The organism is Candidatus Accumulibacter sp. ACC007 (assembly GCF_907163205.1).
In the GTDB taxonomy this organism is placed as follows: domain Bacteria; phylum Pseudomonadota; class Gammaproteobacteria; order Burkholderiales; family Rhodocyclaceae; genus Accumulibacter; species Accumulibacter regalis.
Genome location: NZ_CAJQUD010000004.1, coordinates 74,686 through 92,674 on the forward strand (window position 1 = coordinate 74,686; position 17,989 = coordinate 92,674).

Below are 17,989 nucleotides of genomic sequence, written 5' to 3' on the forward strand. Positions count from 1 at the left end.
CCGTCGATCACTCGTTCGCCGAGTCGGCTTGACTGGCGTCGATCGGCAGGGTGATGCGGAAAGTCGTACCGCGACCGACTTCCGAGCGGAATTCGATGCGGCCATGATGCCGGGCAACGATGGCGAATGAAATCGACAGGCCAAGCCCGGTCCCCTTGCCGACCGGCTTGGTGGTGTAGAAGGGCTCGAACAGGCGCTTCTGCACCTCCGGTGCCATGCCGCGCCCGCTGTCCTCGATCTCCACCCAGACCGCAGCGCCAGCGTCGGCAGTGTCCCCGGAGGCGGCGTCAGTGCCGGTACGGATGACGATCCGACCACTCGTTTCGATCGCCTGTGCGGCGTTGACCAGCAGGTTCATGAATACCTGGTTGAGCTGCGAGGCGAGGCAGCGGATCGGTGGCAGCGGCGTGTACTGGCGCTCGACGTCGGCCTTGTACTTGAGCTCGTTCCAGACGATGTTGAGCGTGCTTTCGAGGCCTTTTTGAATATCGGTCCACTGCCACTCGCTTTCGCCGACGCGCGAGAAGTCGCGCAGGTCGAGGACGATCTTGTGCACCCGTTCGAGGCCTTCCTTGCTTTCGTGAATCAATTTAGGCAGGTCTTCGACGAGATACGCATGATCGCTCGCCGCTTTCAGCCGGCGGACTTCGTCGAGCGCGCTGCTGCCCGCCAGCGCTGGCAGTTCCTCGACACGACGATAGGCGGCATCGATGGCCAGCAGCTCTTCGACGTATTCGCCGAGGGTGCCGAGGTTGGAGTGGACAAAACCGATCGGGTTGTTCAGTTCGTGCGCGACGCCTGCCGCGAGCTGGCCGATCGCCGACATCTTTTCCGACTGCAGGAGTTGCAGATGAGCGTCTTCGAGCTTGCCGTTGAGCGCGGTCACTTCGGCGAGGCGACGCGCCAGCGCTGCCTCTGCCCGTGCCCGCTGGACGACGCTCCATACTGCGTTGGCGATGAGTTGCACCGTCTCGACGTCGAAGTCGTCGTAGGCGGCGATCTTGTTACCGACGCCGACGACCATGCGCACTGCGCCCTGCTCGACCACCGGCACCGAGATCAGCCGCTGCAGCGGCGCGTGCCCGTCGGGCAGGCCGCGCCTGGCCGCGTACTCGCCGTAATCGTTGAAGCACACCGCGCGTCCCTCGCGGCAGCAATCGGCCCAGATTCCGGCCTCGCTGAGCGGATAGTGGCTGTCGAACATTGCCGCACAGCCCCTGAGCGCGCCGGCGGTCCACGTCGACAACTCGATGGTCTCCTGATCGTCGTTCACGAAATGCAGGAAACCGACGTCGCTGGCGGTCAGTTTTTCGGCGACCTCGAGTCCGTGAGCGAGAAATTCCTTCTCCGCCAGCGTGCCGGCGCGTTCGTTGATCTCGAGCAATGCCCGCATCCGCTGTTCGAGCCGGTGGCGCCGCGTGACGTCGAGTGCAATGGCGCCGAGCACCGCTGGCCCGTCGTCCTGCCCGATAATGAACCTTGTCGTCTGGTAGACTCGTCCAGCGTAGGCCAGCTCCGTGACTTCGGTCTCACCGGCAGCGAGGACGCGCCGATCGAGGGCGTCGAGCGTCTCGCCAAGTTCGCCGGGAAACAGCTCGCCGTTGCCACGGCCGAGGATCCCGGCGTCGTCCAGCCTCAGTGCCGCCTGCAGGCCGCGGTTGGCGAACACGACGCGCCGCTGCTGATCCTTGATCGCTGCCAGGCCGGGCAGGTGATCGAGGAAACCCTGCAACAAGCCACGCACGCGGCGGGAGTCCTGCTCGGCGTTCTTGCGCGCGTCGATGTCCTCGACAATCGAAACGAAGTGCTTTGGCGTCCCATCGTCATCGCGAATCAGCGAGACAGCCAGGTTGATCCAGAGGCAACGGCCGTCCTTGCGGATGTAGCGCTTTTCCAGCGTGTACCTGTCGATTTCCCGGCGCAGCGTCCGCTCGAGCTGGGCCAGGTCGCGCGCGAGGTCATCCGGGTGAGTGATGTCCTGGAAGCGCATGGCGAGCAGTTCCGACTGCGGGTAGCCGACCAGCTCGCACAGGCGCTCGTTGACCCGCAGCCAGCGACCGTCGCACGCCACGAAGGCAATACCGACCGCCGCCTGGTCGACGGCAGCCTGCAGATCCGCTTCGCTGGCGCGCAGCAGTTGCTCGCTCTTGCGCAGCGCATCCTCGTCGTGCTTCTGGACGGTGATATCGCGGACAACGCCGGTGATCGTCGGCTTGACGCCGTCCGCCGCCGCGACCAGATGGGCGACACTTCTCAGCCAGCGCAGCTCGCCGTCGCCACGCCGGACGATCCGGTATTCGAGCGCGGGACCATCGACCTCACCGCGCGCGACGCCGCGAAAAGCGAGATCGAGCGCCTGGCGGTCGTCCGCGTGCACCAGCGCCAGCCAGCCTGGCCAGGTATGCGGGTAGTCGCCGTCGGTTCCGGTAATGGCGTACAGGGCATCGCTGACCGCGAAGCGCTGGCTGGAAAGATCGTAGGAAAAAAGCGCCAGGCCGCCAACCCGCTGCGCCTGGCGGACCCACTCGTCACGTTCGAGCAGACTCAAGGTCATCGCCGACTGCTGCTTCCAGCTGCGCACGAGCAGCCAGCCGAGGAACATCGTCAGCAGGGCAAACACGGCCATCGCCACGCCACCGGCGACGACCTTCCGCCACCATTCGACAAGCGGGACCTCCGCCGACCGACCGACGAGCACGGTGAAACCATAGGTCGAATTTCGCGCGTACGCGACAAGCTGCTCGCTGCCGTCGTCGCTCTTGACGACGACAGCGCCCACAGGCAACCCCGCCAGGGCCTCGCGCAAGGCGCCGCTGGCCAGCGGGGTTCCGGCCTGTACCCCAGCCGGCAGGGCGGGAGCCGCCGCGGTCCAGCGCAGTTGCGAGTCCAGCAGCCCGACGTAGCTCGCCGGTTCGGAATACAGCCCGGAAAGCATGCTCTTGAGGTGGTCGACGGGAACCGACGCCACGGCGACACCGCTGAACGGCTGCTCCCTTGCGCCCAGTCGCCGCGCCATCGCCACCACGGTCTTGCCGGAGATGCGCCCGGTCAGCGGTGGCGCGATCGCCATCCCGAGCTGCGGATCGTCCCGCAAGCGAATGAAATACTCGCGATCCGCGATATTGACGCCGCTCGAGGCATTGCCCCCAGGTGCGTCAACGATCCGGCCGGCGGCGTCACTGATCACGATGAAGTTCAGGGCCGGATGGCGTTGGCTGACGCGCTCCAGCCAGCGCTCTAACGGCTGCCGGCCATGCGCCAGCTGCCTGCCATACTCGTCGGCGACAACGCGCAGGCTGAGGTCGATTCTGCCGTACTGGCTCTCGACATCCTTGCCGATCAGCCGAACGATGGTCGTCGCTTCGGCGCGGAACTCCTGCTCCTCGCTGCGCCGCGACTCGGCGAAGACAAACGCCAGTGCAACAGCGACGAGAATATTGATGCCCAGTATGCCGACGCAGAGGTAGCGGATGAAACGCGCCTCCGGCAGCCAGCCACGCTGCCGCGCACCAGGATCTGGTCCGGGACGAGGTGCCGCGGGGGACGGGCTCGGCTCGCTCATGGTTCTGCCGTTGCTTCCCGGTCGGGACATTCGCGCCGGCGGAACAGGGCACCGCCGGGGACGATGGCCTGAACGTCTCTCGGGACGCGCGGGTGTTTGCCGCAACGGCGTAGGATAAGGCCAGCGCGTAAAAAAAACCATCCCGAAATGCGGGGATACGGCCCTGCTGCCGACGGCCCTTCCGCACGTGCCGCAGCCGGGTCATGGCGCCGGAACGATCGGCGATGACCGCAGGAAGGCTCTCTGCTAGCAGCCTGTCGGACTGACCGCCGGCCTGGCCGGCGCGTTTCACCATACGCGACAGAAAAGCCGGATTTCGTCGGTTTTCAGGCTTTTCCGAGGGTTTTCCCCTCATTTTCCCTACTGCAGGCGCAATACGGCCAGGCGCTTCAAATTCCACGCCATGCAAACCAACGTCCACTCGCCGGTGACCTTGTTCAAACCGCGCAGCGAGAAGCGGCGAAAGCCCATCACCGACTTGATGATCCCGAACACCGGTTCGATGGTCTGCTTGCGTAACGCATAGCGCGCCCGTCCTGCCTGGGTCTTCAGGCGATGAGACATGGCCTGCACGGGGGTGGCATTGTCGGGCAAGGCTGCCGGCTCACTGTGGCGCTGCCGCCAGCCCGGGTGGTGCTCGTCACGAGCGACGGCGATCAGGGGATCGATGCCGGCCGCCTCACACGCCTTGATGTTCTTCTCGCTGCAGTAGCCGCTGTCAGCGATCAGACATTCCACGGCGCCGAGCACCACCGCCTGCGCCTTGAGGGTCGCCAGCATCGGCTCGACTTGCTGTTTGTCGTTGGGCGCTTGCGTGACCCCGGTGGCGACGATCAGCATCGTTGCCGCATCGGCCGCCGCCTGGGCGTTGTACGCCTGTTCGAAGCCGCCACCGGCCACCGGCAGGATGCGTGACTCTTCGTCAGTCAGATTGAGCTGATCTTTGTCCCGCGGTCCAGGCTCGGGCGCCCTGGGCGGCTTGCCGCCCGGCTTCTTGCCGGTGGCCTTTTCCTTGGCGGCGCGGCAGGCCATCTTCTCGTCGTATTCGGCCTTCTCACGCTGATCGCGCTCCTTGGCCCGGGCGACTATCGTGGCCTTGGCGGCGGCCATGGCCGCCAGCCGATCTTCGCGACGCTTGAGTTCCTCGGGCAGGCTGACGCCATTCGGGATATCGGCTCGATCCGCTTGTTCCGCCAGCGCCAGCAGTTCCTGAATTTCGGCCTTGAGCTGCACTTCCAGCTTTTCGATGTACCCGTGCGACAACGCACTGTGCCGCGAGGCGTTGGCTTCGATCTTCGTGCCGTCAAGGCAGATGTTCCCCACCTTGAGCACCTTCATTTCCTTGGCCATTTCCAGGACCTGCAGAAACAGGTCGCTCAGTTCGTCAAGGAAACGTCGGCGGAAGGCCGCCAGGCTGTCGTGATCGGGATGCCGGTTGGCGGCAAGAAAGCGGAAGGCGACCGAATCGTAGGTGGCCTGCTCCAGCCTGCGGCTCGAGAAGACACCGGTGGCGTAGCCATAGACCAGAATCGCCAGCAGCGTCGCCGGGTGGTAGGCCTTCGATCCGCGCCCCGCGTACTGACGCGTCAGCTTCGACAGATCCAGCTGGTCGATCACCTCAACAATGAAGCGCGCCAGATGGTCCTGGTTCAGCCAATCGTCCACCGACGGCGGCAGCAGATAGTCGGTCTGGCGGTCAGCGACGATAAAGTTGGACATGCGATGACTCGGTTGCTCGAAGAAGTATGATTATAGCATGTTCGGTTCTGGCGCCGGGAAAGTCCGACAGGCTGCTAGAGTGCAGGCCACGACGGCAACGATGGCGAAAGGACAGGAATATGGCGAAGCGAGGCAGGGCGAAAGTGCGGCAGCAGTGAATCTCAGCATCCGCCAGACCCTGCTGCTGTTGATCGTGCTCGCCAGCGTGACGCTGGCCAGCGTCGCCGTCGTCGGCATGTGGGGCAGCTGGCAAGGCCAGGAGGGCTTGCGCCGGGTCCTCGAAGAAGAAGTCGAGCCGATAGCTCTCCTGATTCAGATCGACAAACAGCTCAGCAGCGTGCCGGTGCGCATGTATGGCGTGCTCAACGACGATTTTGGCGTCCCTGGCGCACAGCTCTACGTGCTCGACACCCAGGAAAAGGTTCCGCTTGCCTGGCAGGCGTATCTGCACGCGATGGCCGGATCGGTCGACGCCCCTAAAAAAGACCTGATCGCTACCATCGCCGCGGGAATGACCGAACTGCCGGCGGTACTGGACAAGCTTGACCGCCTTCTCGCCGCAGATGACAGGCCAGCAATTGCCGTGCTCCTGAAAGAAGACTGGTGGGCCATACACCTGCAGATCGTCACCCCGGCCCGCCAACTGATCGCTCTGCAGCAGGCGCACGTCGCCGTGTCCTACACCGCGGCGCAAGGCGTCTTCCGGCAAACGCTGCTCGGGACCGCGCTGCTGCTGCTCGTCGGCCTGGCCAGCTTCCTTCTCGTCTCGCACCGACTTTTCCGCGATGTGATCAACAGGCTCGACGTCATCGAAGGCGCGCTGGCGCGCGTCGCCGAGGGGGACCTCGAAACCCGTGTCGGCGGCAGTCATCGTGGCGAGTTCGGGCGCATCATTGTGGCGCTGGATCGCACCGCCGACAAGCTGCGCGCGGATCGCCAGGCAATCGACTTGCTGCAGCAGCGCCAGTCGTCGATCCTCCAGTCAATGGCCGAGGGCCTTTACGGCACCGACACCAGTGGCCGCATCACCTACGTCAACAAAGCCGCCGAACGCCTGCTCGGCTGGAACGCCGCCGAGATGCTCGACCAGCCAGCGCATCGCCTGCTGCACCACACGCGGGCCGACGGAACGCACTATCCCGCCGCCGAGTGCCCGCTCTACGCCGCACTCGCCCGCCAGGAGGTTTGCACCTCGGCCGACGAACTGTTCTGGCGCAAGGACGGCAGCAGTTTTCCGGTCGAGTTTGCCGGCGCGCCGATCGTTGCCGACGGTCAGACTGTCGGCGCGGTGGTCATTTTTCGCGACATCGGCGAGCGCAAACACGCTGACGCAGCGCTGCGCGACGCCCTCGAACAGGCCCAGGAATATCTTGACGTGGCGCTGGCGGTGATCGTCGTCATCGACTGCGACCTGCGCGTTCGCCTGATCAACCGCGAAGGCTGCGCTCTGCTCGGCCTCGGCGAGGCCGAAATCGTCGGCAGCAACTGGTTCGATCGCTTCGTGCCGGAAGCCGAACGCGAATCGCTGCGCAGCAGTTTCCGGGACTGGCTGGCCAGCACCCCAACGGGCGTAATCGCCGCCCACAATCACAACAACGTCCTCACCGCCGACGGCCGCATACGACTCGTGGCGTGGAGCAACGCCCTGCTGCGCGACGCTTCCGGAGCGGTGACCGGCACCCTCAGTTCCGGCGTCGACGTCACCGACAAGCACGCCAGCGAACGGCAGCTGCACGCGACCATCGAGCGCCTGACGGAGCTGAACCACAAACTCGAGGAAACGCAGAACCAGTTGCTGCAATCCGAGAAAATGGCCTCCATCGGCCAACTCGCCGCCGGCGTGGCGCACGAGATCAACAACCCGGTCGGTTTCGTCAACTCCAACCTCGGCAGCCTGAGGAACGAGGTCAATGACCTGCTGCGCGTCATCGACGCCTACGCGGCAGCCGACCCGATTCTCGCCGAGCACCCGGCGCTGATGGACGCCATCAGCGCGGCCAGGGACGCCGCCGACCTCGCCTACCTGCGCGAGGATGTCGGCACGCTGATCGACGAATCGCTCGACGGCCTGCAGCGCGTGCGCCGGATCGTCCAGGATCTCAAGGATTTCTCGCGCGTGGACAGCAGCGAATGGGGGTTCGCCAGCCTCGAGGCCGGGCTGGACAGCACGTTGAACATTGTCCGCAATGAAATCAAGTACAAGGCCGAGGTGCGCAAGGAATACGCCGGCATCCCCGAAGTCGAGTGCATCGCGGCGCAGGTCAATCAGGTCTTTCTCAACCTGCTGGTCAACGCCGCGCACGCCATCGACGAGCGGGGAACGATCACCCTGCGCACCGGCTGCGACGCGCAGGAGGTATGGGTCGAGGTCGAGGACAGCGGCAAGGGAATCGCGCCGGAAATCCTGCAGCGGATCTTCGAGCCCTTCTTCACCACCAAGCCGATCGGCCAGGGCACCGGCCTCGGCCTGTCGCTGGCCTACAGCATCGCCCAGCGCCACGGCGGGAGGATCGAAGCGAGCAGCCAGGTCGGCAGCGGATCGAAGTTTCGCCTGCTGCTGCCAAGGGAGCGGGAGCGGGAGCGGGGTGACGCGCCAGCCCCCGCAGACACCGCACCGCCTGGGTAGGTCGCAAGCTGAGACCGATGGCGGACGAGGAGACGGCCATGCCCGCGGTGGTCGCGGTCGTGCATACCCTGCGCCAGGTGGTCTGCGTCAAGGGTTGAGCGAGCAGCGAGGGCGGCACGGGTGTCACATCGCGTTCGCGTCTGCGCTGCTGAAGCTTGCGTGTAAACACAGCAGCCCCACGCCAACCGACTCGTCATTGCGAGGAGGCGCAGCCGACGTGGCAATCCAGTTCCACCCGCGCACGACTTTTCCGCCGCATCGACAACGCGAAGAGCTTGCTGAACGTCAGGTGAAGAAAGCGACGCGCTGCCAGCACCATTTCAGGCGTGCTCGATCGGCGGCGCAACCTTGAAGATTTCGCCCAGCGTGGTCACCCCGGCGGCGACTTTCATCGCTCCCGCGATGCGCAGGGGCTTCATGCCTTCACGGAAAGCGAGCTCGCGAATCTTGGCAATATCCTTGTTTTCGCTGATCGCCAGCTTGACGTCGGACGAGAGCATGAGAATCTCGTACAGGCCGACGCGCCCGAGGAAGCCGGTCATACGGCATTCGAGGCAGCCGACCGAGCGGTAGAAACGCTCCGGACGGTTGGCTTTCCAGGGGGCGACCAGCTGGTCCCACATGCTCTCCTCGACGGCATTCGCCGCGTGCTCCTGCTTGCAATGCGGACAGAGGATGCGCACCAGGCGCTGCGCCATGACCCCGAGCACGGTGGCGCTGAGCAGGTACGAGGGGATGCCGAGGTCGAGCATGCGGGTGATCGCCGCCGGCGCGTCGTTGGTGTGCAGGGTGGAGAGCACGAGGTGGCCGGTCAGCGCCGCCTGAATCGCCACTTCGGCGGTTTCCAGATCGCGGATTTCGCCGATCATGATGATGTCCGGGTCCTGGCGCATCAGCGCCCTGACGCCCTGCGCGAAACCGAGGTCGATGACGTTCTGCACCTGCAGCTGGTTGAACGCCGGCTCGACCATCTCGATCGGGTCTTCGATGGTGCACACATTGACCGCCGGCGTCGCCAGTTGCTTGAGCGTCGAGTAGAGCGTCGTCGTTTTTCCCGAACCGGTCGGGCCGGTGACGAGGATGATTCCGTTGGGCCGCTCGGACATCGTTTTCCAGCGCGCCTGATCGTCGTCGGTGAAGCCGAGTTCGGTGAAGTCGCGAACCAGCACTTCCGGGTCGAAGATGCGCATCACCAGCTTTTCGCCGAAAGCGGTGGGCAGCGTCGACAGGCGCAGTTCGGCTTCCTGGCCTTCGGCGGTGCGCGTCTTGATGCGGCCGTCCTGCGGCCGGCGCTTCTCGACGACGTCCATGCGCCCGAGGATCTTGACGCGGTTGATCATCGCCGCCATGACGCTCATCGGGATCTGGTACACCTGATGCAGCATGCCGTCGATACGGAAGCGAACGATGCCGACTTCACGCCGCGGCTCGATGTGGATGTCGCTCGCCCGCTGTTCGAACGCGTACTGCCAGAGCCAATCGACGATATTGACGATGTGCTGGTCGTTGGCGTCGAACTGGCGATTGGTACGGCCGAGTTCGACGAGCTGCTCGAACGACGACAGATTGCCGCCCTGGCCGCCAATCTGGGCGGCTTTCTTGACCGAGCGCGCGAGATTGTAGAACTCGATCAGATAGCGCGCGACGTCGACCGGATTGGCGAGAACGCGGCGAATGTCCTTCTTGACGATGGCGCGGATCTCTTTTTCCCAGTCGCGCAGGAACGGCTGCGTCGTCGCCACCAGCACTTCGCGCGTCGTCACCTTGATCGGCAGGATGCCGAAACGCGTCGCGTAGGCACTCGACATGACTTCGGTCACCGCCGTGAAATCGACCTTCAGGGGATCGATATGGTGGTATTCGAGGCCCACCCTGGCGGCCAGCCACTCACCCAGCACTTCCAGGTTCAAGGCGCGCGGCGGCTCTTGCAACGACTTCCATTTCTGGTCGGCGACGATCACCAGCGGGTGCGCGGAAAGGCGATTGAGACGACTGTCCCTGAGCAGGACATCGGCTTCCGCGCGTTTGACCAGGCCATCGTCGACCAGCCAGCCGAGGATCTCCGCGAGCGTCAGGCGATGATCGTAGACGGTACTGACGGTGGCTTCGGGCATGACGAACGTTCCAGGGCGGCGATCGGCAACTATACCGGACAAGCCCGGCAGCGACCAATTCCGGCGGCAAGAGCGTGTAAGATACCAGCGCTCCGCCGGCCGCCCCTCGCGCTGCTCGCGAAGCCCATTTCCATGCCGGCCGGCAGAGCAGACGGTACGGCGCCAACCCCCAGGAGACCGCCATGCAGATGCGTTCATTGATCGTCGCAGCACTCGCCGCCAGCCTCATCGCCATGCCGGCCATCGCCCAGTCGGGCGCCGCCGCGGATACCACGACGACCACGGACGGAACGAGCGCCGCCATGCAGGGCGCGGGCTATCGCCGGGGAATGCTCGGCACACGCGGACCCTCCGACTGCGGCAGGAGCAAAGACCCGCAACAGTGCGCCGCGCGCCGGGCCGCGCACCGCAAGGTTTACGAAGCCTGCCGGGAGAGGCAGGGTCCCGCGCGCGCCGAGTGCATGCAGCAGCAGGCAGCGCAGACCGATTGCGCGCAGGCGCGCGTCCCCGAGCAATGCGCGCAGCGCAAGACCGCCTACGCGCTATGCAATGGCCAGACCGGACCGCAGTTCAGGAACTGCGTGCTGCAGAAGACCTTGCCCGCGGACTGCAGCAAGGCCAGCGACGTGGCGGCCTGCCAACGACAGGACAAGGCCCGCAAGCTGTGCGCGGCGAAGAGCGGTGCGCAACACACGCAGTGCGTGCTCGAGGTTCTCAACGCCGGGCAATGAGGCCTGGCTTTCGCGCCCGACACGGGGGGACAGCGGCGGTGGACGCCCCACCCCGTTGCCCCGCGTCGCTGCGCTCCTCGCAATGACGGCGGGTGCCGGATGGGTGACGGCTTGGCCGTCGCCTCGACGCTTTCCGGAAGTCTCGTCACGACCCTGACACGGCACTCGGCGCTAAAGGAGCGCCGCGCGCCAGCGTTCGAGCTTGCTGGTGAAAGCCAGGGTATGGGCCGGGCTGCTCGAGGGCAGGATTCGCGTCTCGTAACCGAGGCCCTGAAAGCGGGCGGCGAGCCTGCCGGCGGTCTGGCCGTTGAAACAGACGCGCCGCAACTGCGGCGCGGCGACGGACAGGCGTGAGAAATCGTTGCTCTCGGGCGAGCGGATCGCCGAGTCGAGCGCGCCCTGGCGCCGGCAGCAGCGGTAGACGTCCCAGACGCCGATACGATGGCGCAGCAGGCAGCGCTGCCGATCAGGGTAGTCGAGTTCGCCAAGCGGCTCGTCGAAGAGCGCCCCGAGCAGCCGCCAGAACTGGTTCTGGCGATGCCCGTAGTAGCGCTGCGCGGCCAGCGACGCCGGCGAAGGAAAGCTGCCGAGGATCAGCATCCTGACCCCGCTGTCGAGAATCGGCGGCAGGCCGTGCAGGATGCTCTCTGCGGGCGGCCCGCCGGCGGCGCTCACTTGCCGGCGCTACCCAGCGACAGGGCGAGCATCAGGTCGTTGATGCGCTTGACGAAACCGGCCGGATCTTCGAGCGCACCGCCTTCGGCCAGGATCGCCTGCTCGAGGAGCAGGTTGGCCCAGTCGTCGAAGCGCGTTTCCTCGTACTTGAGGCGCTGCACCGCCGGGTGCTGCGGATTGACTTCGAGGATCGGCTTGCTCGCCGGCGCCTGCTGGCCGGCGGCCTTGAGGATGCGCTGCAGATTGCCGCCGAGATCGTACTCGTCGGCGACCAGGCACGACGGCGAATCGGTCAGGCGATGCGTGACGCGAACGTCCTTGACCTTCTCGCCGAGCGTCGTCTTGACCTTTTCGATCAGCTCCTTGTACTCGTCGGCCGCTTTCTCGGCCTCTTCCTTCTCGGCCGCGTCCTCGAGCGTGCCCAGGTCGAGCCCGCCCTTGGCCACCGACTGCAGCTGCTTGCCGTCGAACTCGGTGAGATGGCTGGTCACCCATTCGTCCACGCGGTCGGAGAGGAGCAGCACTTCGAGGCCCTTCTTGCGGAAGATTTCGAGGTGCGGGCTGTTCTTGGCGGCGGTGAAGGTCTCGGCGGTGACGTAGTAGATCTTCTCCTGCCCCTCTTTCATGCGCGCCACGTAATCGGCCAGCGAAACGCTTTCCTCGGGGGTGTCGGCCTGCGTCGAGGCGAAGCGCAGCAGCTTGCCGATGCGCTCCTTGTTGGCGAAGTCCTCGCCGACGCCTTCCTTGAGCACGCGGCCGAATTCCTTCCAGAAGGTCTTGTACTTCTCCTTTTCGGCGTCGTCGTCGCTATCGGCGAGTCCTTCGAGCAGACCGAGAATGCGTTTCACGCAACCGCCGCGGATGGCTTCGATATCGCGCGACTGCTGCAGGATCTCGCGCGAGACGTTGAGCGGCAGGTCGTTGGAATCGACCACCCCGCGCACGAAGCGCAGGTAGAGCGGCATCAGCTGCTCGGCGTCGTCCATGATGAAGACGCGGCGAACGTAGAGCTTGATGCCGTGACGGGCGCCGCGATCGAGCAGATCGAAAGGCGCTTTCGAGGGGATGTAGAGCAGCTGCGTGTATTCCTGCTTGCCCTCGACGCGGGCATGCACGTGCGCCAGCGGGTTCTCGAAGTCATGCGCGACGTGCTTGTAGAATTCGTTGTACTGCTCGTCGGAGACCTCCGACTTCGGACGCGACCACAGCGCCGACGCCTGGTTGACCGTCTCGTCCTCGTCGGTGACCACCTGTTCCTTCTTCTCCTCGTCCCAGGTCTCCTTCTTCATCAGGATCGGCAGGGTGATGTGGTCGGAGTACTTGCGGATGATCTCGCGCACTTTCCAGGTGGACAGGAACTCGTCCTCGCCGGCGCGCAGATGCAGGACGACCTCGGTGCCGCGCTGCGCACGCTCGACCATCTCGACGGTGAACTCACCCTCGCCGCCGGATTCCCAGCGCACCGCCTGGTTGGCTTCGAGACCGGCCCGCCGCGAGGTGACGGTGACCTTGTCGGCGACGATGTACGAGGAGTAGAAACCGACGCCGAACTGGCCGATGAGATGCGCATCCTTGGCCTGATCACCGGTCAGCGCCGAGAAGAACTCGCGCGTGCCGGACTTGGCGATCGTTCCCAGGTGTTCGACGGCCTCGTCGCGCGACAGGCCGATGCCGTTGTCGGCGATGCTGATGGTGCGCGCCTCCTTGTCGAAGGAAACGCGGATCTTCAGTTCGCTGTCGTCGCCGTAGAGGCTGGCGTTGTTGAGGGCCTCGAAACGCAATCGGTCGCAGGCGTCAGAGGCGTTGGAGATCAACTCGCGCAGGAAGATTTCCTTGTTGCTGTACAGCGAGTGGATCATCAAATTCAGCAGCTGTTTGACTTCTGCCTGAAAACCAAGTGTTTCCTTCTGTTCACCCATTGAAAACTCCGTGAAAGGTGTTGATTGAAAACGCCGCAGCGAATGACGCAGAGCCGTGCAAGCGCGCAATGGACCAACACGTGGGGGCGGTCGCAGCGATTTCAAGCCCCGCCAGCGACGCGGGCCGACTCAGTCCTCGATAGCCACGTAAGCCACCGCCAGGACCTCGACCGCGCGGGCGCCGGCCGGACTCTGGAAACGTACCGTATCCCCCGCTCGTGATTTGAGCAGCGCGCGCGCCAGAGGCGAGACCCAGCTGATCCGCCCGCGCGCGAAATCGGTTTCGTCGACGCCGACGATGTGGTAGGTCTGCTCGCCTCCCTCTTCGTCGGCGATGGTCACCGTGGCGCCGAAGAAGACCTGCTCGGTGCCCTGCCGCCCGGCCGGATCGACGACCTCGGCCAGATCCAGGCGTTTGGTCAGGAAGCGAATCCGCCGGTCGATCTCGCGCAGCCGCCGTTTGCCGTAGATGTAGTCGGCATTCTCCGAGCGATCGCCGTTCGACGCCGCCCACTGCACGACGCCGACCAGCTGCGGCCGCTCGACGCGCAGCAGATGATCGACCTCGGCGAGGAGGCGTGCGTGCCCGCCGGGCGTGATGTAGTTGCGCGTCCCCGCCGGCAAGCGGAACGAGGGATCGAGATCCGCGTCGTCTTCGTCGCCGTCGGTTTCCTTGCTGAATGCCTTGCTCATCGTCTGCTGCTCATCGCTTTGCGGTTGATCGCTTTTCTCGCCGACCCGCCGCCAGAAAACACAACGGCGCAGGTCCGCAAACCTGCGCCGCAAGGTCTGGCCGCTGCGCGCTCAGTAACCGATATTGAACGCCACCACATCGATGCGCACGGTGTCGCGGCCAAGCGCCAGAGCCGTGTACCGCGCGAAGCGCGTCGCCCACTCCCGCCGGTCGATGAAGCGCTGCTCGCCGCCGTAACGGGCGACGTTGAGAATCTTGTCGATGATCAGAACCTTGCCCATTGGATTGCTGGGTTCGCATTCGAGATCGGCGAACTCCTTGTCAAACCAGCGGCGCGCTTCTTCGGGAGACCCAGTAGCGAGTTCGGTGTGAGGGAACTTGAATTCGTAATCCCTCTCCCGCCCAAACGAAACGATTATGTGATAGACCATCTGCCTCCTCCCGGGGGTACACCAAGGTTACAATTTGACCCTCTATTCTATTCGTAAAAAGCAGCCCATGCCGCAAGTCGCCAGCGCGCGCGCCGAGTTTCTCGTCGGCATGCGCGCCTTTGCTCCGCTGAGCATGAGCATCATTCCCTTCGGTGTCGTTTGCGGCGCTGCGGCCAGTACGGCAGGCTTGACGCCGTTGCAGGCATCGGCGATGAGCTGGGTGATCTTCGCCGGGTCGGCACAGATTGCCGCCACGCAGCTCTTCGCCAGCGGCGCGCCACTGCTGGTGATCCTGGCGACGGCGGCGATCGTCAACCTGCGCTTCCTGATGTACGCGGCTTCGCTGGCCACGCACTTCCGTGGCCAGAACCGGCGCTGGCAGGCGCTGATCGCCTATCTGCTCACCGACCAGGCCTTCGGGCTGACCATCGTGCACCGCACGCAGCACCCCGAGCGGCAAGCCGACCTGCGCTGGTTCTATCTCGGTGTCGCCGGCACCACCTGGCTGGCGTGGCAGCTGGCGACGATCGCCGGCATCCTCCTCGGCAGCCTGGTGCCGCCGAGCTGGTCGCTGGACTTCATCGTCCCACTGACCTTCATCGCCATGGTCGTACCGCTGCTCAGCGACCGCGCGATGTGCCTGGCTGCCGCCGCCGGGGCCCTGGCATCGGTGCTGCTCGTCCTGCCGCTGAAGCTCAACCTGATCGGGGCCGCGCTGATCGGCGTCGTGGTCGGCGTCGTCGCCGAGAAGCTGTGGAGCAGGGCGTGAACGTCAGCGGCGAACTCGCCGGCGAACTGTTCGTCTGGTCGATGATCGTCGGCATCGGCGTCGCCACCTTCCTCATCCGCTTTGCGCCAATCACCCTCCTCGCGCGCCTCGAACTTCCCGCATGGCTCACCCAGGCCCTGCGCTACGTGCCGCCGGCAGTGATGGCGGCAATCATCGCCCCGCCGTTGTTTTTTGCCGACGGCGCGCCTACCATTCACCCGGACCTGGCACGCATCGCCGCCGCCACGCTGGCCGCTGCGGTCGCCTGGCGAACGCGCAGCACCCTGTGGACCGTCGTTCTTGGCATGCTCGCCCTGTGGGGACTGCAGGCCCTGACCGGCTAGCGAAGCAAAACCCTCTCACCTCCAAGCACAGAAAGCCACCCATGCTCAGCGAAGAACAGACGATAGCCGCACGCGCCGCCCTCGACGAACTGCACATCGAGCATCGCGACCTCGACCTGGTGATCGATCACCTGCTGCTCAGCCCGCCACCCGACGAGTTGCTGGTGCGCCGCCTCAAGAAACGCAAGCTGCTGCTCAAGGATCGCATCAGCCAGCTGGAGAGCGCGCTGGAGCCGGACGTTCAGGCCTGAGCGCCTGCAAAAAGCAAACGTCGCGTGGCAAGAGAGGGCGCCGGGAAGGAATGAGGCAATGAGGCAATGAGGCAATGAGGGGCACAGCATGCAATTGAACGTCGCCGGGAAACGCTGCCACGTCGGCACCGGTGGCAAACCCTTCGACCCTGCCGGCTCGCCGTACCCGCCGCTGCTCCTCGTCCACGGCGCAGCCAACGACCGTGACTGCTGGCGCAGGGTCGCCGGCGGCCTGAGCGCCGCCGGCTGCGCGCTGCTGGTTCCCGATCTGCCCGGACACGGCCTGTCGGCCGGACCGGCCCTGCACAGCGTCGAGGAACTCGCCGACTGGCTGCCGGCGCTGCTGGACGCCGTGGGCGTCGAGCGGGCGGTGCTGGTCGGACACTCGATGGGCTCGCTGGTCACGCTCGAGTGCGCCGCCCGCCATCCGCAACGCGTCAGCCAGCTGGCGCTGCTCGGCACGTCGGCGCCGATGCCGGTCGCCGACGCGCTGCTCAGCCGCGCCACGACGCATCCCGACAGCGTCGTGCGCATGATGACCGAATACTCGCACACGCTGCAGTTCCTGCTCACCGGCGGCGGCGGCCACGGCGTCTGGGGACCGGGCGCAACGCTGGCCATCATGCGCCGCAGCCCGCCTGGCGTCCTGGCCATCGACCTCGCCAACTGCAACGACTATGCACACGGCCTGGAAGCAGCGGCGCAGGTCGCCTGCCCAACGCTGCTGCTGGTCGGCCGACGCGACCGCATGACGCCGCGCCGCAACCTGCCACCGCTGCTCTCGGCGCTGCGCCAGGTGGTGCGCGCCGAGATTGCAGACTGCGGGCACGCGATGATGAACGAGCAGCCGCAGGCAATCGTCGACCAGCTGCTGAAATTTCTCGGCAGCACAACGCCCCCCACGGCCACGCTGGCGGAAAACGACCCAGAGCGCGAGCACAAGATCGCCCGATAAAGCAGCCGACAAACCCGTGTCCCGCGAGGCGTTTTTCTGTAGGAGCCCGATTCATCGGGCGATGCAGCGTCTCCAGCTAGCCTCTCGCATCCCCAGAACGCGCCAGCAGGATCACCGCGCCAAGAACGATCGCCCCGCCGACGACCTGCCATCGCCCCAGCGCCTCGTCGAGAAACATCGCCGCGAGCACGATGCTGACCACCGGTTCGAGCGTCGACAGCGTCGCCGCGTCGGCGGCACCGAGGCGCGCCATGCCGGCAAAGAAGGCAATCACCGCCACCGCCGTCGACAGGGTCGCGATGCTGCCCGCCGCTGCCCAGCCCACGGCGGAGGTCGGGAACGCCGGGCCGCGGACGAGAACGGCCAACCCGCAGACCAGGGCCGCGGCGAGCATGATCACCGTCGCCGACGCCATCGCGCCGCTCACCGGCGTCACCCGCTCACCGACCAGGATGTACACCGAGTAGATCAGCGCCGCGCTGACGCCGAGCAGGATTCCGGGCGTGCTGCCGGCCAGGCTGCCGCCGACCGCCAGACCGGTGCCGAACAACGTCGCGACCACCGCCAGCATGCGCAGCGGCGACAGCCGTCGCCGCGCCAGCAGCCCCGACAGGACGGTGACGATCGCCGGATAGAGGTAGAGCAGGAGCGCCGTCAGCCCGGCACTCGCGTACTGCAGGGCGGCGAAATAGCAGAACGCCTGGCCGACGTAGCCCAGCCCGCCCATCGCCACCAGCAGCCACAGATTGCGCCCGCGCGGCCAGGCCATTCCGCGCACGCGCATGACCACGACCATCAGCGCGCCGGCCAGTCCGAAGCGCAGAAACAGCAGGCTCGGCACATCGACGCCGTCGGCGTAGGCGAGCTTGCCGAAGATCGGCATCGCCCCGAATGCCGTCGCCGAAACAACGATGCAGGCAACGCCCGCCAGGCGGACGCCTGGCGCGGGGGCAACAGTGGCGGTCAAGAGCGGCGACTCGGAGAGGGCGCGGATCGCGCCGGTGGCGGCATAAAAACCGGCGAACGGGCTTGCAGGCTCGCCAGCGCGGCGGGAGTTTTTGCGACCCGTCGATTATAGGACGCTTCGCAGCAACGCCGTGATAGCACTGCCTTGTCCACCGTGTTACGAGCCTGTACAGCGCTCGCGTTTCCACGGGGGTACGAGCCGAAAGTGAAGGAGCATGCCGAGTTCAGCTTCC

The 17,989-nt window shown here is 65.7% G+C and carries 14 protein-coding genes; 6 read left to right on the forward strand and 8 right to left on the reverse strand.

What is annotated here, in order from left to right:
* Positions 1-7: 7 nt before the first annotated feature.
* A complete protein-coding gene (locus tag QZ634_RS12590; RefSeq protein WP_291988842.1) occupies positions 8-3,562 on the reverse strand; it encodes a PAS domain S-box protein in 3,555 nt (1,184 codons plus the stop codon).
* Positions 3,563-3,922: 360 nt separating this feature from the next.
* Positions 3,923-5,281: an IS1182 family transposase gene (locus QZ634_RS12595; RefSeq protein ID WP_291986318.1), complete on the reverse strand. Its 1,359-nt coding sequence runs from the start codon at positions 5,279-5,281 to the stop codon at positions 3,923-3,925.
* 100 nt (positions 5,282-5,381) lie between these two features.
* Here QZ634_RS12595 and QZ634_RS12600 point away from each other — a divergent pair, with 100 nt between their 5' ends.
* Positions 5,382-7,907, forward strand: coding sequence for a PAS domain S-box protein (locus QZ634_RS12600; protein WP_291988844.1), 2,526 nt, complete (start codon positions 5,382-5,384; stop codon positions 7,905-7,907).
* A gap of 320 nt (positions 7,908-8,227) precedes the next feature.
* Here the strand turns inward: QZ634_RS12600 and QZ634_RS12605 are convergent, their stop codons facing one another.
* On the reverse strand, positions 8,228-10,021 hold the full coding sequence (locus QZ634_RS12605) for a GspE/PulE family protein (protein ID WP_291988846.1): 1,794 nt from the start codon (positions 10,019-10,021) through the stop codon (positions 8,228-8,230).
* A 182-nt stretch (positions 10,022-10,203) separates the two neighbouring features.
* Between QZ634_RS12605 and QZ634_RS12610 the strand changes: the two genes are divergently transcribed.
* Positions 10,204-10,752 (forward strand): hypothetical protein, encoded by a 549-nt coding sequence (locus QZ634_RS12610; protein WP_291988848.1) that lies wholly within the window; start codon positions 10,204-10,206, stop codon positions 10,750-10,752.
* 171 nt (positions 10,753-10,923) lie between these two features.
* Here QZ634_RS12610 and QZ634_RS12615 read toward each other — a convergent pair whose 3' ends face one another.
* The 4 genes from QZ634_RS12615 to QZ634_RS12630 form a co-directional block, all read right to left on the reverse strand.
* Positions 10,924-11,394 carry a DNA-deoxyinosine glycosylase gene (locus tag QZ634_RS12615; RefSeq protein ID WP_291989009.1) on the reverse strand — a complete coding sequence of 157 codons (471 nt, stop codon included), beginning with the start codon at positions 11,392-11,394 and terminating at the stop codon, positions 10,924-10,926.
* Positions 11,395-11,423: 29 nt separating this feature from the next.
* On the reverse strand, positions 11,424-13,346 hold the full coding sequence (htpG, locus tag QZ634_RS12620; protein ID WP_291988850.1) for a molecular chaperone HtpG: 1,923 nt from the start codon (positions 13,344-13,346) through the stop codon (positions 11,424-11,426).
* Positions 13,347-13,475: 129 nt separating this feature from the next.
* On the reverse strand, positions 13,476-14,039 hold the full coding sequence (gene greB / locus QZ634_RS12625) for a transcription elongation factor GreB (RefSeq protein WP_291988852.1): 564 nt from the start codon (positions 14,037-14,039) through the stop codon (positions 13,476-13,478).
* A 111-nt stretch (positions 14,040-14,150) separates the two neighbouring features.
* The gene (locus QZ634_RS12630) at positions 14,151-14,471 is read right to left on the reverse strand and encodes a hypothetical protein (protein ID WP_043565851.1); all 321 of its coding nucleotides are present in this window, start codon (positions 14,469-14,471) and stop codon (positions 14,151-14,153) included.
* Positions 14,472-14,538: 67 nt separating this feature from the next.
* Between QZ634_RS12630 and QZ634_RS12635 the strand changes: the two genes are divergently transcribed.
* The 4 genes from QZ634_RS12635 to QZ634_RS12650 all read left to right on the forward strand — a co-directional run bounded on the left by QZ634_RS12635 (position 14,539) and on the right by QZ634_RS12650 (position 16,790).
* Positions 14,539-15,240, forward strand: coding sequence for an AzlC family ABC transporter permease (locus QZ634_RS12635; protein WP_291988854.1), 702 nt, complete (start codon positions 14,539-14,541; stop codon positions 15,238-15,240).
* Positions 15,237-15,584 carry an AzlD domain-containing protein gene (locus QZ634_RS12640; protein ID WP_291988856.1) on the forward strand — a complete coding sequence of 116 codons (348 nt, stop codon included), beginning with the start codon at positions 15,237-15,239 and terminating at the stop codon, positions 15,582-15,584. The genes QZ634_RS12635 and QZ634_RS12640 overlap by 4 nt, the downstream gene beginning before the upstream one ends.
* 41 nt (positions 15,585-15,625) lie before the next feature.
* The gene (locus QZ634_RS12645; protein WP_043565857.1) at positions 15,626-15,835 is read left to right on the forward strand and encodes a DUF465 domain-containing protein; all 210 of its coding nucleotides are present in this window, start codon (positions 15,626-15,628) and stop codon (positions 15,833-15,835) included.
* 88 nt (positions 15,836-15,923) lie between these two features.
* Positions 15,924-16,790: an alpha/beta hydrolase gene (locus tag QZ634_RS12650; RefSeq protein WP_291988858.1), complete on the forward strand. Its 867-nt coding sequence runs from the start codon at positions 15,924-15,926 to the stop codon at positions 16,788-16,790.
* Positions 16,791-16,866: 76 nt separating this feature from the next.
* On the opposite strand, the gene QZ634_RS12655 is transcribed toward QZ634_RS12650, so the two are convergent.
* Positions 16,867-17,757: a DMT family transporter gene (locus tag QZ634_RS12655; protein ID WP_291988860.1), complete on the reverse strand. Its 891-nt coding sequence runs from the start codon at positions 17,755-17,757 to the stop codon at positions 16,867-16,869.
* Positions 17,758-17,989 lie beyond the last annotated feature (232 nt).

Excerpts from the sequence above, each read along its gene's own strand:
- QZ634_RS12590 (WP_291988842.1), bottom strand. The coding sequence starts at position 3,562 with ATGAGCGAGCCGAGCCCGTCCCCCGCGGCACCTCGTCCCGGACCAGAT.
- QZ634_RS12595 (WP_291986318.1), bottom strand. The coding sequence starts at position 5,281 with ATGTCCAACTTTATCGTCGCTGACCGCCAGACCGACTATCTGCTGCCG.
- QZ634_RS12600 (WP_291988844.1), top strand. The coding sequence starts at position 5,382 with ATGGCGAAAGGACAGGAATATGGCGAAGCGAGGCAGGGCGAAAGTGCG.
- QZ634_RS12605 (WP_291988846.1), bottom strand. The coding sequence starts at position 10,021 with ATGCCCGAAGCCACCGTCAGTACCGTCTACGATCATCGCCTGACGCTC.
- QZ634_RS12610 (WP_291988848.1), top strand. The coding sequence starts at position 10,204 with ATGCAGATGCGTTCATTGATCGTCGCAGCACTCGCCGCCAGCCTCATC.
- htpG (WP_291988850.1), bottom strand. The coding sequence starts at position 13,346 with ATGGGTGAACAGAAGGAAACACTTGGTTTTCAGGCAGAAGTCAAACAG.
- greB (WP_291988852.1), bottom strand. The coding sequence starts at position 14,039 with ATGAGCAAGGCATTCAGCAAGGAAACCGACGGCGACGAAGACGACGCG.
- QZ634_RS12630 (WP_043565851.1), bottom strand. The coding sequence starts at position 14,471 with ATGGTCTATCACATAATCGTTTCGTTTGGGCGGGAGAGGGATTACGAA.
- QZ634_RS12635 (WP_291988854.1), top strand. The coding sequence starts at position 14,539 with ATGCCGCAAGTCGCCAGCGCGCGCGCCGAGTTTCTCGTCGGCATGCGC.
- QZ634_RS12645 (WP_043565857.1), top strand. The coding sequence starts at position 15,626 with ATGCTCAGCGAAGAACAGACGATAGCCGCACGCGCCGCCCTCGACGAA.
- QZ634_RS12650 (WP_291988858.1), top strand. The coding sequence starts at position 15,924 with ATGCAATTGAACGTCGCCGGGAAACGCTGCCACGTCGGCACCGGTGGC.